Below are 16,435 nucleotides of genomic sequence, written 5' to 3'. Positions count from 1 at the left end.
ACCCCCAGAAGAATATTATACCATACAAATATAATCCGTACATATGTTCTTTTTCTGCTCAATTTGTCTTATTTCGTCACGTTATGCTGGCCCCGCGTTACCTGAAAGAGGAACAGTAGAACCGGGCATATTTGCAGGATTCAGATAAGCTTGCAGTGGGCAATCGAGCAAGCGAACAATGACAGCTTCATTTTCATTTACAGGTCTGACCTGCATCAATAATCCGTTTATCTTGATCTCCCGTGTGTCTTCTGCCTCTTTCCACATCCCTGACCACAATTGTTCAGGTGGCATCACAGTATAGAGTGTCATTGGGTATAACCTCCTGCCTGCAGCGTCTGTCTTTTGTCCCCAATAAGCTGATTCAACTGGGCGATGGCCTGCCCAATCCCGCCTACGGCATCCATTAATCCGTATTTAACCGCATCTGCACTTCCCACAGCAGTTCCGATATCCCGGTTGAGTTCACCTGTTTTAAACATTAGTTCCTTGAACATATCCTCGGAAATATTCGAATGTGAAGTCACAAATCTTACAACCCGTTCCTGCATCTTCTCCATGTATTCAAAAGTCTGTGGTACACCGATTACTAGCCCGTTCATACGAATGGGATGAATGGTCATGGTTGCACTCCCCGCGATCAGAGAATAGGTAGAGGCTACCGCAATCGGAACCCCGATGCTGTGACCACCTCCAATAACGACCGTAACCGTTGGTTTGCTAAGCGAAGCAATCATTTCGGCAATAGCCAAACCTGCCTCCACATCTCCTCCCACTGTGTTCAAAATAATCAGAATGCCTTCAATCCTCTGGTTCTGCTCAGCAGCAACCAGTTGTGGAATGATGTGTTCGTACTTTGTTGTTTTATTTTGCGGAGGTAAAATTAAATGCCCTTCCACCTGACCGATAATGGTCATACAGAAGATGTTTGATTCCCCTGCCGGGGATTGTGTTTGTCCAAATTGCTGGATCGCCTCTGTCACCGGAGACATCGCCTTTTCTTCCTGTGCAGGCATATCCGGTGCTTCTACTTCCGGCTGATTCGATTTCGATGTCTGTTTGTTACTCATGTGTTCATTCATTCCATTTATCCCCTTCTCCAGAAACATTTAATGTATTTCCTTAGTATGGGGAATGTTCCAGCTGCCTTATACCCGAATACTCATCAATTTCTCCATAATCTGGTGCAGGGCCAGAAAACAACAAAAAAGCCCCTTCTCTACGAGGAACCGTCCAATATTACTCGTAGAGAAGGGGCGACTGTGTGCCTGAATTTATGTTTTTGTTTGATTTATTTTAAACTTCCATAATGATTGGCAAAATCATCGGTCTGCGACGAGTTTGCTCATACAAGAAGCGTCCGAGTGCATCTTTAACATTGGTTTTGAGTGAAGCCCATTCGTTAACGTTTTCACTCATCAACTTCTGCAATGTGCTGCTGACGATGCGATTGGCTTCATCAAGCAGTCCTTCCGATTCGCGTACGTAGACAAATCCACGGGAGATGATGTCCGGACCGGAAACAATTTTGCCATCCTGTTTGCTCAGTGTTACCACGACAACCAGAATACCATCCTGTGACAACAACTTACGATCACGCAATACGATGTTACCTACATCGCCTACACCCAAACCGTCAATCAACACGTTACCTGCAGTCACTTTACCTGCCTTACGTGCTGCTCCGCCTTGAATCTCTACCACTTCACCGATATCCGTAATGAAGATGTTGTCCGGATCAATACCTACAGATTCAGCCAGTACCGCGTGACGGCGCTGCATACGGAATTCACCGTGAATCGGCAGGAAGTATTTCGGTTTCATCAGGTTAAGCATCAGTTTCAGCTCTTCCTGGCTACCGTGACCCGATACGTGAACACCGCTGTTTGCACCGCTATAATGTACATTGGCACCCAAACGGAACAGTTCATCAATCGTACGGCCTACATATTTTTCATTACCCGGAACTGGTGTTGCTGCGATAATTACTGTATCACCTGGCAAAATATCTACCTTACGGTGAGTAGAACGAGCCATACGTGTCAATGCTGACATCGGCTCGCCTTGGCTACCTGTGCAGAGAATTACTACACGGTCAGCAGCCATTTTGCCTACTTCTTCCGGCTCAATGATCATACCGTCTGGAATCTCAAGGTAACCCAGTTCAGAAGCAATACCCACCACATTTACCATACTGCGCCCAATAACTGCGACTTTACGTCCAGTCACTTCAGCTGCATTGATAACCTGCTGAATCCGGTGTACGTTGGAAGCGAATGTTGCTACAACGACACGTTGGCTTGCTTTGCGGAAGATGTCTTCCAGAACGATACCCACATTTTTCTCCGAAGGCGTAAATCCAGGTTTCTCTGCGTTGGTACTATCGGACAAGAGAGCGAGTACGCCATTCGTTCCGATCTGGGCCATACGCTGGAGATCTGCATACTGACCATTGACTGGAGTGTGGTCAAATTTGAAGTCACCTGTATGAACAACTGCTCCTTCTGGTGTTTCGACACATACGCCGACGGAATCCGGAATACTATGGTTAGTAGCGAAGAACGTTGCTTTTAATACAGAGCCAAGTTGGATCTCGGAATCCGCATCAATCAGGATGCGTTTTGTTTCACCCAGCAAATTGGCTTCTTTCAGCTTGTTCTCTACAAGTCCGAGCGTAAGTCTTGTTCCGTAAACGGGAACATTCAGGTGTTTGAGAACATATGGCAAACCACCAATATGATCCTCATGTCCGTGAGTCAAAATAATTCCTCTTACTTTGTCACGGTTTTCAGTCAAGTAAGAAATGTCAGGAATGACAATGTCGATTCCAAGCATATCTTCTTCCGGGAATTTAAGACCAGCATCTACGACTACAATGTCGTTAGCGTATTGGATGACGTACATATTTTTACCAATCTCGCCTACGCCGCCCAAAGCAAAAATCATCAGTTTATCGTTGTTATTTTTCTTAGACAAATGAATCTAAACCTCCTATGGTAGTTGGACGTCGTACCTTATTATTTTATTGTAAGTTAAGAAAAGCAGTCCATTACACCCATGCCCGTATATAGGGATGAATGCAAAAGAGCACCTTTATTCACGATATTTGGAAGAAGTTCTTCGAAGTTATTCCCCTTTTCCAACTAGTTGGACTTGAAATGATCCTTCTTAGCCGTTCCTTCCTTTTTCACCATAAAGCCACACCGAGAAACGATGTCGCTTTCAATTTCAAAAAAATACCGCACCCAGTCACTTGACATCATTATACATGATTAAAAACAAAAAAAACAAGTCACTCTCTCGTTAACCTGTACGTTTCCCTGTCTGTTGTGAAAAGAAACCTTACAACCACCGTTAAAAAAAGAATCGCATCCTCTTAGTCGAGGAGCGATTCTTCTGCAATTTCTATGGGTTTATAAAAGTTAACAATACAATTCCATATTCGTATGTTATTAGCTAAACAAGCCGCGAATAAACGTTTGCTCCTCCTCTGTTGGGGGGATCAGAGGTAAGCGCACAGATCCTACGTCCAGTCCACGCAATGTTAGAGCATATTTTACCGCTACAGGGTTCGGCAGAGGCTGCGGACACTCGAACAGACCTTTGAATACCGGAAACAGCTGCTGATGTATCTGAGATGCCTGTACAGGCATACCATTGAAAAAGGCATCGATCATTTGTTTCATCTCAGCGCCTACGACATGGCTTGCAACGCTAACGATACCATAAGCACCAACTGCAATAGCAGGCAAGCCAGATGCATCGTCACCGGAATACACCCTGAAATGTTCCGGTGCACCTGCCGAAATCTGTGTGACTTGCTCCAACGATACACATTCCTTTGTAGCTACAATGTTAGGAATCTGTGCCAAACGGAGCGTTGTTGCAGCCGAAAGACTGGCTGCCGTACGCCCAGGAACGTTATACAACATAACCGGCAATTTCGTCGCACTCGCAATTGCTTCAAAATGTCTGAACATTCCTTCTTGGCTTGGTTTGTTGTAATAAGGAACAACCAGCAAAACGCCATCTACACCAGCACGTTCAGCGTCCTGAGTCAGATGGATAGAGTGGGCGGTATTATTGCTGCCTGTTCCGGCAATAATTTTGCAACGTCCCGCCGCATGTTTCACTGCGAATTCGAATAGTTCTACTTTTTCTTTGTCACTAAGCGTGGGAGATTCTCCTGTTGTTCCAGACACAACAAGTGTCTCAGACTTTTGATCTACAATCAGATAGTCTATCAGACGTGCAGTTGCCTCCCAATGAATCCCCCCTTGCTCGTTGAACGGAGTGACCATTGCTGTAATCAATCTTCCAAAGTCCAATTCGATTCCTCCTTCAAAACAGGTCCGGCTCCGCTGACTTCAACTTGCTACAAATGAAGTTCGAAAGAGGCGTGAAGCGCCCTCAGAGCTTGAACCATATCTTCTTTTTTTACAAGTACCCAAATCGTTGTATTGGAATCTGCAGATTGCAGGATCTGGATGTCCGCCAGTGTCAAGGATTCCACGATCCGTGCCATAATACCTGGCACTCCGTTGATGCCTCCACCGATGACGGAAACCTTGGCACAGCCGGAAAGACTTTGCGGTTTGAGACCAATCTCCTGCAATACTTGTATGGCTTTCTCGGAATCACTGTCGAAAACGGTATAAACAACTCCCGAGGGGGTAACATTTATAAAATCCACGCTAATCGAATTTTCAGCCATCGTTTTAAACACTTTCAGCTGCAACCGATCTGCACCACCCGGCACTTCCACCGTTATTTGCGTAACATTACTTACATAGGCGATTCCGGTTACATATCGATCAACAATGCCTGTCTGCACATCCTGGAATCCTTCTGGATGCGTGACCAACGTCCCTTCACTCTCATCGAAGGTAGACCTTACACGCACTGGAATCTGGGATTGCATCGCAATCTCGACAGCACGGGGATGAATAACCTTGGCCCCTTGATGGGCCATGTTGCATATCTCGGCATAACTCACAACAGTCAGCGGACGAGCATCCTCCACGATGCGTGGATCTGCCGTTAATATCCCATTCACATCCGTGTATATGTCCACCATTTCAGCGTGTAATGCTGCACCAAGAGCTGTCGCTGACGTATCACTTCCCCCACGACCAAGCGTCGTAAAGTCACCGTTCTCGGTCTGACCCTGGAACCCTGTAACAATGACTACACGCCCGTTCTGCAGCTGTTCCAGCACACGAATAGGACGGACATCCAATATTCGGGCATTCCCGAAATTGTCGTCCGTCACAAAACCCGCTTGTGCACCGGTCAGCACTGTAGTTGGAATGCCTTCATGCTCGAGCAAACTGCTCAAAGTCGTTGCAGATATAATTTCACCGCAGCACAGCAGTAAATCCTTTTCCCGTGCAGATAGTGCATTTCCGTTCTGTGCAGTCCAGTCCAGCAACGTATCGGTCGCATATGGCTCACCGCGGCGTCCCATCGCTGACACAACGACGACCAGACTTAATCCTGCTTCAAGTTCACGTTTAACATGACGGAGCACATGCTCTCTCGCCTGAACGGTGGAGAGAGACGTGCCTCCAAATTTCTGTACCATGATGCGCATCTTTATTCCTCCATTTGTGTACGCAAGAAGACTGGACACAGGTTAAATCAACAAATGGATTACCTAGGGAGCGTTCCGATGCGATAATTTCAGCAATGTATACGGCATTTCATGCCGCTCCTTTTGAAGACTGTACCGAACAATCCCAATAAAGACCGCGGTTGTTATCGAGATCACGACGCACACGTTCCCCCATCCACACGTCCCGCTTGCCAGGCCTTTCGTTGCAAGCAGGAGTGTCCTTTAATGAAAGGAACACGGACACAGGTAAGCTGTTTATCCCAGCATATCGTCCCCATGATTTTCTTTGTCTCTCCAACCATATTCATTCTTCAAGCGTGTAACCGTTATCCTATTCTAAGCTATTGCAGTACCTTATCTGAACATACAACCTGATGATTGACAAAGCTCAAAAATATCAAGCCTGTGTAAAACGCTGCACAATCATTGGCTGCAACTGCTTTCCTTCAAGCGCACTCCAACATGCCTCGGGAATCAACTCCATTTTGGCGACTAACGAGTTTGGTTTTTTTACCGGATCATCCTGCCCAAACGGCACAAAATACAAATATTTGGCCACCAGCAGTTTGGCAATATTCGCAGCATTCAACCCCAGACCGTCATTTGTAGAAATGGCGAGCACCAACGGACGCTGATTACGCATCTGTGCTTTGGCTGCCATTAAAACAGGACTGTCGGTCATCGCGTTAGCCAGCTTGCTCGTCGTGTTGCCTGTGCATGGAGCGATAACGAGCACATCGAGCAGCTTGGAAGGTCCTAACGGCTCTGCCTCAACAATTGTAGAAATGATATCATTCCCCGTTATATCTTTCAACTGTTTTTGCCAATTTTGCGCAGTCCCGAAGCGTGTATCCGTAGTCAGAACCGAATTGGAAATAATCGGGACGACATTGGCACCTTCAGCCACAAATCGACTAATCACCGGCATAACCTCTTCAAACGTACAATGCGAACCTGTAATTGCATAACCCACCGTTTTTCCCTGCCAGTTCATTGTTCAACCTCCCGTGCGTTTTGTTCTTCCAAAAGCAAACGGATTAACGCGTCGGCAATAATGCCGCCAGCCGTTTTGGGAGCAACAATGCCGGGAAGGCCAGGTGCAAGCAGCGCTTTGATACCGCGTTTTTCGGCATACCTGAAATCACAGCCGCCAGGAGCGGATGCGAGGTCGATTATCACTGCTTTTTGCGGCATTCTGGACAGGATTTGTGCTGTGATTATCATAGTCGGTATTGTATTAAAAAGCAAGTCAACTTCCCCGGTTTGAGCGGCCAAATCCGTTGTCATGAAAGGCTTCCAGCCCATGATGGCAGCACGCGCAGCATCCTCATCGCGCCTGATTCCTACCCGTACATTTGCCCCAAGTCCCTGGAGCGTTTTGGCCATTGTAAACCCTGTTCGACCCAAGCCAAGCACAATGCATTCCGAACCGTGGATCGTGAAGTCCGTCTCCCGAATAGCCATGGCTATAGCCCCCTCAGCTGTCGGAATGGAGTTGTAAAGTGCGATATCATCACGATCAAGTACTTCAACAAGCCTTAGACCATTTTCCTTGCAAAGATCGCGTAAAAACGGCTTCGCCATGCCAGTGAACACCGTACAATGTTCCGGCAATGCTGCAACATGTTCTTTTTTTAAAAAGATCGGTGTATCACTGAACGATGTACTCACTTTCCCCTGATCGTCACACCCAACCACGGGGAGCACCAATACATCTGTCGAGGCGAACAATTCATCCTCCAATTCCTGATGTTCGATACCCGGAATGGAGCGCTGCAACTTGTCGAAACCCACCACACTTACCGTAGCATCCAGCTCTGCGCATTTTTGAATGACTTCAAGCTGCCGCGCATCTCCGCCCATGACTATAATCCGGACACCGGTCAGCATCGGGACGTCACTCCTTTCACCACATGTATGCCTTATCGTATGCAGTGGCCTACAAGGGGGTGAAACAATTTGATTTTCCTTCATCTTTTGAAATTTTGATGTTCCCCCCCTGAAATATAAAAAAGAGCCGTCCCATGGGGACGACTCTTGGAGAACATACTCAGTAATTAATGATTAAACCTTCGATTACAGAGGATGCTAACACAGCTTGCTACGGAAATGAATCTGTTATTTACCAGTATGACCAAACCCGCCTTCTCCACGCACAGTTTCCGATAGTTCACTTACCTCTGTTAATTCGACTGCCGGAACAGTTTGAAACACGATTTGGGCGATGCGCTCTCCACGCACAATCGTAAACGGCTCCTGACCCAGATTGATCAGCAGAACCTTAACCTCACCACGATAATCGGCATCAATGGTACCTGGTGTGTTCAGACATGTAATCCCATGCTTGAAAGCCAGACCGCTGCGAGGGCGAACCTGTGCCTCCAGTCCAGCTGGCATAGCCATTGCGAGTCCGGTAGGAATCAACGTACGCTGTCCCGGCTGCAATACAACTTCTTCCTGAATTGCCGCAACTACATCAAAGCCGGAGGCCAGCTCTGACATTTTTTGAGGCAACTTGATATCCTCATTGCCCGGTAACTTTTGAATTTGAACGTAATGCAACAAAATCATCCCTTCTTAATCCAGCGATCGTACGATCCGAAGCACCGACCATGGCGAGCGCAAACGGCTCGGCAAACATCAGATCCAGCACAGCATCGACATCGTCCATCGTCACTTCTTCAATTTTCGCAATCATTTCGTCCAGCGTATGATGTCTGCCCAGCATCAGCTCGTTTTTGCCCAGGCGATTCATCCGGCTGCCCGTGCTTTCCAAACTGAGGATCAGACTGCCTTTCAGCTGTTCTTTACCTTTGCGCAGCTCATCCTCAGACAGTCCGTTTACCGCCAGGTCGTGCAGAACCTCTTTGGTCAAGTCCAGTACTTCCTTCGTCTGTTTAGGCGCTGTACCTGCGTATATAGTGAAGAGTCCGCTATCCGCATGGGAACTATGATAAGAATAAACAGAGTAAGCCAAACCACGTTTTTCCCGAATTTCCTGGAACAGCCTGGAGCTCATTCCTCCACCAATGGCGTTATTCAACACAACCATGGCGAACTGGAGCGGATCTCCAATCTTACAGCCCGGGAACGAGATACAGATATGATTCTGTTCCGTTTTCTTCTTATGGAAGAGCTGCCCACTCTGGAATGCAGGCATCGTGACCTTCTCAGTCACACCGTTAACATCAAACGCACCAAAATGCTTTTCCATCAAATCGATCACACTGTCATCAATGTTACCTGCAATACTAATAACCGTGTTTTCAATCGTATAGTGCTCCTTCATATATGCACGCAGATGGCTTGAATCCATCGCCTTGAGACGCTCTTCTGTACCCAGAATCGGATAAGCGAGCGGATGCTCACCATAGGCGGCCAAGGCCATAAGATCATGGACCATGTCATCCGGCGTATCTTCATACATTGATATTTCTTCCAGAATGACGTTCTTCTCCTTGACCAGTTCACCATCATCCATTTTGGAGCGGAAAAACATATCGGATAATACATCAACAGCTATTGGCAGATGTTCATCCAATACTTTGGCGTAATAACATGTGTATTCTTTCGAAGTGAACGCGTTTACGTTACCACCGATCGCATCGAACTGCTCCGCAATCGCCTTGGCATCGTAACGATCCGTTCCCTTGAACAGCATATGTTCAATAAAATGTGACACCCCGTTGCTTGCAGGCTGCTCATTACGAGAACCTGTCTTGACCCATATACCGAATGACACGGAACGACAGGTCGGAATCTGTTCCATGACAACTCTGAGGCCATTGCCCAGCTGAATTTTTTTCACGGTTGGCCCTCCTACATCTCTATAATTGCCCTGATCTCAAAACGAAATTGAAATCGACATTTGGTTCCAACTGTTTGATATTAACAAAAAAACATCGGTTACTCAACCGCTGAAGCCTTTACACGCTCGGATGACAGGGTTTCACTTACTGTTCCCAGCATCAAACCCTTGGCGCGTATAGAATCAATCATTCCTTTTAGGGCTCCAGAGGAAGCAGCCGTTGGATGCATCAGAATTAATGTACCGGCCTCCACATTTTTGGCAATTTTCACTACAACCGATTCAGAACTCGGTTTGCGCCAATCAACCGTATCCAGTGTCCACAGCACGGTTTGCAGCCCCATGCGGGAAGCAATATCTACTGTTTGCTGGTTAAAATCGCCGGAAGGTGGAGCAAACCAGTGATTTTCAACTCCCAACTTTTCTTTGAGCAAGTCCTGGGTTTTACTGATCTCCAGCTTGGCCCGCTCGGTACTCAACCGACTCATGTTCGGATGGGAGTAAGCATGATTTGACAACTCATGTCCGCGCTTTTGGATTTCCTTGGCCAGTTCCTCGTTTTTGCTTAACCAGCTTCCATCCAGAAAAAACGTTGCTTTGACCTTTTCAGCATCCAGCGTATCTAGCATCGGGATAATATACTCATTACCCCAGGCTACATTAATCATAAAAGAGACCATTGGCTTTTCGGCATTTCCCCGGTAAATCGGATGTGCACCCAGATCTTTGAGCTGGATCTCAGGTTCAGTCTGCCGATACACATACGCTATCTTGGTATTCAACGTCCCACCAAGCGCTTTGCGATACGTGGCTTCCACATCAATCTCTATTCCGTTATACCCGGGTATCGCTTTCCAGACCCGATCTACTCTGGCATTTATCGGAGCGATTTTCGTTTCGACCGCTTTATCCCGGATCGCCGACAATAGCTGTTCTTCTCCGGTTGCCTCTTTGAACATATCAAATGCATTTTGCGTGCCTGGCCCATCACGGATTTCCGTAATGTATGTACGTACACTGCCCACTTGTCCTACCAGTATGACTGCTGCCACACCCACAAGAACAGCCGCCAGTTTTTTGGATTGGTTTCCCACAGCTCCATCCTCCCGCCGTCTTTGTCCCCATCATATGAGGACAAGGGCAAGAATATGAATAAAACAAGCTTTCCATGTGAAGTATCTTCAAAACTGGATTTGAGGCTTTAAGGGATAGACCAGCAAATTAACCTCGATATTTAAACGTTAAAAAAAGAGCCAGAAATTCACATTCTGTCTCTTCATTCAATATAGCTTTTCAAAAACACTGTAGTATGGAGCCTAGGATTGAGCCGGAGCTTCGGCAGTCAATACGGCTTTGCGGGACAAGTTGATACGGCCTTGTGGATCGATTTCCGTTACTTTTACCGTAATGGAATCACCAATGGCAACTACATCTTCCACTTTGGCAACACGTTCGGTGGACAATTGTGAGATGTGTACCAGACCTTCTTTGTTCGGCAGTACTTCAACGAAAGCACCAAACTTCTCCACACGTTTTACTTTACCTACATAAATCTCGCCGACCAGTACTTCACGCACGATGCCTTCGATGATTGATTTAGCTTTATCATTCATTTCCTGGTTGGAAGAAGCGATAAAGACACGTCCATCCTGCTCAATATCAATTTTAACACCGGTTTCCTCGATGATTTTATTGATAATTTTACCACCTGCACCGATAACATCACGGATTTTGTCCGGATTGATATGCATCGTTGTAATTTTAGGTGCGTATTGGGACAACTGCTCACGTGGAGTTTTCATCACTTCGGTCATTTTGCCCAAGATGTGCATACGACCTTCTTTGGCTTGAGCCAGAGCTTCGGACAAGATTTGACGATCAATACCATCAATTTTGATGTCCATCTGAATAGCGGTTACACCATCAGGTGTTCCTGCAACTTTGAAGTCCATATCGCCCAGATGATCTTCCATCCCTTGAATGTCACTCAGAATGGATACATGATCCCCATCTTTGATCAGACCCATAGCTACACCTGCTACTGGAGCTTTGATCGGTACACCTGCATCCATCATTGCCAGCGTGCTTGCACAAATACTTGCCTGGGACGTGGAACCGTTAGATTCCAGTACTTCAGATACCAGACGAATCGTGTATGGGAAGTCCGTTTCGGAAGGAATAACTTTGGAAAGCGCACGCTCACCCAAAGCACCGTGACCGATTTCGCGACGGCCTGGCGCACGCAGTGGACGAGCTTCACCTACGCTAAACGGAGGGAAGTTGTAATGATGCATGAAACGTTTGGTTTCTTCCAAACTGATTCCGTCCAAAATTTGAACATCACCCAGTGCACCCAGTGTACAAACGCTGAGGGCCTGTGTTTGACCACGAGTGAACAGACCAGAACCGTGAGTACGTGGCAGCAGGGATGTATCACATTCAATTGGACGGATCTCAGCGAGTCCACGTCCATCGGGACGAACTTTGTCATGCGTAATAAGACGACGCACTTCTTCTTTGACGATATCGTGCAGGACTTCCTTCACGTCTTTGAGCAGTTCAGGAGTCTCAATATACTTCTCTTCGAAGTGAGCAACCGTTTCGTCATTCACAGCATCAATGGCATCCTGACGAGCATGCTTCTCAGCAATTTTAACTGCCTCAATCAGACGAGCGCTCGCGAATTCGCGTACACTGCTGTTGACTTCAGCATTCACGGCATGCAGTTTCACAGCCATTTTTTCTTTGCCGGCTACTTGTACGAGTTGTTCAATTACAGCAACAATGTTTTTAATCTCGTCATGTCCGAACATAATGGCTTCAAGCATTACTTCTTCTGGTAATTCGTTAGCTTCAGCCTCAACCATCATGATGGCATCCTTGGTCCCTGCAACTACCAGCTCAAGCTCACTTACTTCAAGCTGTGCAATCGTTGGGTTAATGATGAACTCACCATTAATACGTCCAACTTTCACGCCACCAATCGGTCCGCTGAATGGAACATCCGAGATGCTCAGTGCAGCTGATGTACCGATCATTGCAGCGATTTGCGGTTCACAGTCCTGGTCCACACTCATAACGATATTCAGAACTTGTACATCATTCCGAAAGCCTTCCGGGAACAATGGACGAATTGGACGGTCGGTCAAACGGCTCGAAAGAATTGCTTTCTCGCTCGGTCTACCTTCACGTTTGATAAATCCACCCGGGATTTTACCTACGGCGTACAATCTTTCTTCATAGTTCACCGTTAATGGGAAAAAGTCCAGATCTTTTGGCTCACTCGATGCAGTAACGGTACACAATACAACGGTATCCCCGTATGTTACCTTAACGGCAGCATTGGCCTGCTTGGCCAAACGCCCTGTTTCAAACGTAAGCGTTCTTCCACCAAGCTGCATTTCAACACGCTGTTCCATGAAATCCCTCCTTTTTTTCGTTCCTAACACAATGGATTCTGCATTTTCACAGTATTTCCTGCTTGTCCAGCATTCATTAGCTATGTATCTTGCAACATGCTAACTCGCAAAACAAAAGCTCCTTGCGGAGCTATCATCTACAAATATATGGCAACATGTTCATCTACAAAACAACCCGGCTGTAAGCTCCGCTTGTCCTTTTAGACAAAAGAACGACGGATAACAGCCAGGTTGATTTTGAAAACATGTACGATAATTAACGACGCAATCCGAGTTTTTCGATCAGTGCGCTGTAACGTTTAACATCTTTGTTTTTCACGTAAGCCAAAAGCTTACGACGTTGACCTACCATTTTCAAAAGTCCACGACGTGAGTGGTGATCTTTCTTATGCGTACGCAAGTGGTCTGTCAAACTTCTGATGTTTTCCGTAAGGATAGCAACTTGCACCTCAGGTGATCCAGTATCGGACTCATGAGTTTTGTGCTCGTCGATCAGTTGTTGTTTACGTTCTTGAGTCAATGCCATCCTATTCACCTCCTTCATTATAATCGCCATTAGCCTCGTCACCGCCGGTGAGAGCAAGCAACCAAGCCAAGGTTATGTGTTGTCTCAAACGACAACGTAGTACATTATATCATAATTGCCCAGACAAAGTAAATGTAAACCTGTATTTTATCCTGAGCCTCAAGATAACAGGCGAGCTGCAGTTAAAGCATCTTCACGAATCTGGCTGATCAATGCATCAATCGAGTCAAATTTCCGTTCTGCACGAATATAGTGAACGAGCTCAACCTTTAATTCCTCATCATATATCTGTCCATCAAAATCAAGCAAGTGCACCTCAAACGTAGGCTTCATCCCGTTTTCGTGAAAGGTAGGCTTCACACCAAGATTCATGACCCCACACAGCTCCTGTTCCCCATATTGAACCCTTACAGCGTAAACGCCTTTCGCTGGCGTTACGTAATGATCTGTGAGTTCAAGATTGGCGGTTGGAAAACCAATGGTCCGTCCACGTTTCTCGCCGTGAATAACAGTTCCTCTGATACTGTACGGTCTTCCAAGCCACTGACTGGCTTCGTCCATCTCCCCACGCTTCAATAAACCACGAATGAGAGAACTGCTCACCTTTTCACCATTTAACAGGAATGGGGGAACGGTCTCTACTGTCATTTCGCCTTCTCCCAATGTGCGAAGAAGCTGTTCATCTCCTGCTCCCTTGTGACCGAAGCGGAAGTCAAAACCGACTACTGCGGTTCGAGTCTGAAGCGGAAGCAACAGATCATGTACAAATTGCTGCGGAGTCAATTTAGAGAACTCCTTATTGAATTCCACCACATAAAGTACGTCTACACCCATTCCTGCAAGGATGTCTTCTTTATCTCTCAAGGGAGTCAAATAACCCTCGTAATCCCCTTTGCGCATAACTTCCTTCGGATGAGGATGAAAGGTCATCACCGCTGACTGCATGCCTGTTTCGCGTGCAATGCGGACAGCTGACAAAATGACACTCGCATGTCCGAGATGCAGCCCGTCAAATTGACCAATCGCGAGCACTTGAGGTCGTGTGCTCAGATCAGCCGAATGCAACGTCTGCGGATAGGTTAGCATTACGGTTTTCACAATCATTCACCTGCATTTCACTTGATAGGCCAAGCTGAGCACCAACACCACTCAAACCCGGGACCTCTTTATTCCGGCAAAAAGACTTTAACAGCTCTCACCGTTGCTTTCAAGTCATCCCGCTCAAATATTCCCAGGAATGTTCCGTCCTGAGCATATAAACGCAGTAGACCAGGTTGCTCGGCAGGCGGTTCGAGCAAACGAGCCGACAATTTCTGGCCCTGAAGCGCTCCCTTCGTCTGATCAGCCCCAACCGTATGTGCCGGAATCGAAGCGATGGCTTCATCAACCGGAATCAGCACCTCGGCTAACGTTCCATCCATCATGCGTTGTTCCACTTCTTCAAAGCGGAGGCAGTGATCAGCGGAAATACCAGCCGATATCGTGCGCTCCAATTGTAGCATTGTGGACGGATAACCCAATCTTCTACCGATATCCACACATAAGGTTCGAATATACGTCCCTTTGGAACATAGAGCACGAAACGATATATCTGTGGTGTCGCCTTGTTTCTCAATTCCTGTCAATTCCAGTTCATAGATCGTAACTTCACGACTCTTGCGTTCTACCGTTTTCCCTTCACGAGCAAGCTCGTAGAGACGTTTCCCATCCACTTTGACCGCCGAATACATAGGTGGAACCTGAGAAATGGTGCCCAGGAATTGTTCCAGCACCTGCTGAACCTGCTCCTGTGTTACCTCAACAGCCTTCTCTGACCGCTCAATAACCTCACCCGTCATATCCTCGGTGTCTGTAGACAGACCCAGTCGCAGCGTTGCCAGATATTCCTTGGGGAGCTCCTGCATGTACTCCACCACACGTGTTGCCCGTCCAAGGCAGAGTGGAAGTACGCCAGTAACTTGCGGGTCCAATGTGCCTGTATGACCAATACGTTTCATTTTGAGAATGCGACGCATTTTGGCCACAACATCATGAGACGTAAATCCCGCTGGTTTGTACACCGGAAGTACGCCTTCAAATGGTTTTACCATTGAGTATTCACCTGCTTCAGCACTAGTGCGACGATATCTTCCAACTTACCTTCCACGCGACATCCGGCAGCGAGGACATGTCCGCCTCCACCAAAGTTCTGTGCGAGCGCGGCAACATCAACCTTGCCAGCTGACCGAAGAGATACTTTCACCGCATTGTTATTGATCACTTTAAAAAAGATGCCCACTTCCACACCTTGAATGTTACGCGGGTAATTGACTACCCCTTCAAGATCTTCATTGGCTGCACCACAAGCGATCATGTCTTCTGGTGTAATGACTACCCAAGCAATCTTGCCATCGTCCGTCATTTGCAGACTTGAGAGTGCCTGATTCAATATACGGACTTGGGGAAGTGTAACCTGTTCAAGCAAAATCTGTGCGAGATAAGGTCCATCTACACCATGTTCAAGTAATTTGGATGCGGTGGTCATCACATTAGGACTCGTATTGGCATATCGGAATCCACCTGTGTCTGTTAACAATCCCGTATAGACTGCTGTAGCCACATCCTTGTTCCATTTCACTGGGAAAAGGTTGAGGAAATCAAACAGAATTTCGGCCGTTGCTGCAGCGTCTGGCTTAATGATGTTTACTGTGCCATACGCGTCATTCGTCGGATGATGATCAATATTTAAAATGACAGCATCTTCTTCGAAATAACGACGAGTCAGACCTACTCTGGAAAAGTCTGCACAATCCACACAGATTATCGCTTTATATTTCCGCTCCGGTGGTTGTTCGGTCATGTTCACGATCTTGCCAGCTTCCCACAAAAAATGCATGCGTTGTGGAATTTCACCTTCATTAATCATCGTGAATGTCTTGCCCAGACATGACAGCAGCCAGCCCACCGTTACCGTCGAGCTGACTGCGTCACCGTCCGGCTGTACATGCGACACGACCAGGTAATCATCATGCTCCAGCAGAAATTGCTTTCCGTCCTGAAGCGCCTGTTCATAAGTGTGCATTGCCGTC

15 protein-coding genes are annotated in these 16,435 nt (G+C 46.8%); all 15 read right to left on the bottom strand.

Features of this window, described 5'->3' with window-relative positions; all coding sequences use genetic code 11:
- Window positions 1-81 precede the first annotated feature (81 nt).
- Window positions 82-312 carry a YlzJ-like family protein gene (locus tag JNUCC31_RS27410; RefSeq protein ID WP_192266382.1) on the bottom strand — a complete coding sequence of 77 codons (231 nt, stop codon included), beginning with the start codon at window positions 310-312 and terminating at the stop codon, window positions 82-84.
- Entirely contained in the window at window positions 309-1,070 is a 762-nt protein-coding gene (locus JNUCC31_RS27405) for a ClpP family protease (RefSeq protein WP_192273378.1), read from the bottom strand. Before JNUCC31_RS27405 ends, JNUCC31_RS27410 begins: the two co-directional genes overlap by 4 nt.
- A gap of 226 nt (window positions 1,071-1,296) precedes the next feature.
- Window positions 1,297-2,976 (bottom strand): ribonuclease J, encoded by a 1,680-nt coding sequence (locus JNUCC31_RS27400; RefSeq protein ID WP_024630273.1) that lies wholly within the window; start codon window positions 2,974-2,976, stop codon window positions 1,297-1,299.
- Window positions 2,977-3,452: 476 nt separating this feature from the next.
- A complete protein-coding gene (gene dapA / locus JNUCC31_RS27395; protein ID WP_192266380.1) occupies window positions 3,453-4,328 on the bottom strand; it encodes a 4-hydroxy-tetrahydrodipicolinate synthase in 876 nt (291 codons plus the stop codon).
- A 47-nt stretch (window positions 4,329-4,375) separates the two neighbouring features.
- A complete protein-coding gene (dapG, locus tag JNUCC31_RS27390; RefSeq protein WP_192266377.1) occupies window positions 4,376-5,593 on the bottom strand; it encodes an aspartate kinase in 1,218 nt (405 codons plus the stop codon).
- Window positions 5,594-6,011: 418 nt separating this feature from the next.
- Window positions 6,012-6,608 carry a dipicolinate synthase subunit B gene (locus JNUCC31_RS27385; RefSeq protein ID WP_192266375.1) on the bottom strand — a complete coding sequence of 199 codons (597 nt, stop codon included), beginning with the start codon at window positions 6,606-6,608 and terminating at the stop codon, window positions 6,012-6,014.
- Entirely contained in the window at window positions 6,605-7,504 is a 900-nt protein-coding gene (gene dpsA, locus JNUCC31_RS27380) for a dipicolinate synthase subunit DpsA (protein ID WP_192266373.1), read from the bottom strand. Before dpsA ends, JNUCC31_RS27385 begins: the two co-directional genes overlap by 4 nt.
- 228 nt (window positions 7,505-7,732) lie before the next feature.
- Window positions 7,733-8,179 carry a dUTP diphosphatase gene (dut, locus tag JNUCC31_RS27375; RefSeq protein ID WP_192266371.1) on the bottom strand — a complete coding sequence of 149 codons (447 nt, stop codon included), beginning with the start codon at window positions 8,177-8,179 and terminating at the stop codon, window positions 7,733-7,735.
- Window positions 8,139-9,422, bottom strand: coding sequence for a M16 family metallopeptidase (locus JNUCC31_RS27370; RefSeq protein WP_192266369.1), 1,284 nt, complete (start codon window positions 9,420-9,422; stop codon window positions 8,139-8,141). Before JNUCC31_RS27370 ends, dut begins: the two co-directional genes overlap by 41 nt.
- A 98-nt stretch (window positions 9,423-9,520) precedes the next feature.
- Complete coding sequence (locus JNUCC31_RS27365) at window positions 9,521-10,516, bottom strand: polysaccharide deacetylase family protein (protein WP_192266367.1); 996 nt, start codon at window positions 10,514-10,516, stop codon at window positions 9,521-9,523.
- A 222-nt stretch (window positions 10,517-10,738) separates the two neighbouring features.
- Entirely contained in the window at window positions 10,739-12,841 is a 2,103-nt protein-coding gene (gene pnp / locus JNUCC31_RS27360; RefSeq protein ID WP_192266365.1) for a polyribonucleotide nucleotidyltransferase, read from the bottom strand.
- A 256-nt stretch (window positions 12,842-13,097) separates the two neighbouring features.
- The gene (gene rpsO / locus JNUCC31_RS27355) at window positions 13,098-13,367 is read right to left on the bottom strand and encodes a 30S ribosomal protein S15 (protein WP_056700672.1); all 270 of its coding nucleotides are present in this window, start codon (window positions 13,365-13,367) and stop codon (window positions 13,098-13,100) included.
- 159 nt (window positions 13,368-13,526) lie between these two features.
- Window positions 13,527-14,465: a bifunctional riboflavin kinase/FAD synthetase gene (locus tag JNUCC31_RS27350; protein ID WP_416234333.1), complete on the bottom strand. Its 939-nt coding sequence runs from the start codon at window positions 14,463-14,465 to the stop codon at window positions 13,527-13,529.
- A gap of 68 nt (window positions 14,466-14,533) precedes the next feature.
- Window positions 14,534-15,457, bottom strand: coding sequence for a tRNA pseudouridine(55) synthase TruB (truB, locus tag JNUCC31_RS27345; RefSeq protein WP_192266363.1), 924 nt, complete (start codon window positions 15,455-15,457; stop codon window positions 14,534-14,536).
- Window positions 15,451-16,428: a DHH family phosphoesterase gene (locus tag JNUCC31_RS27340; protein ID WP_192266360.1), complete on the bottom strand. Its 978-nt coding sequence runs from the start codon at window positions 16,426-16,428 to the stop codon at window positions 15,451-15,453. Before JNUCC31_RS27340 ends, truB begins: the two co-directional genes overlap by 7 nt.
- Window positions 16,429-16,435 lie beyond the last annotated feature (7 nt).

The organism is Paenibacillus sp. JNUCC-31 (assembly GCF_014844075.1).
GTDB lineage: Bacteria > Bacillota > Bacilli > Paenibacillales > Paenibacillaceae > Paenibacillus.
The sequence above is the reverse complement of the archived record's forward strand: the minus strand, read 5'-3'. Positions and strand labels throughout refer to the sequence as shown.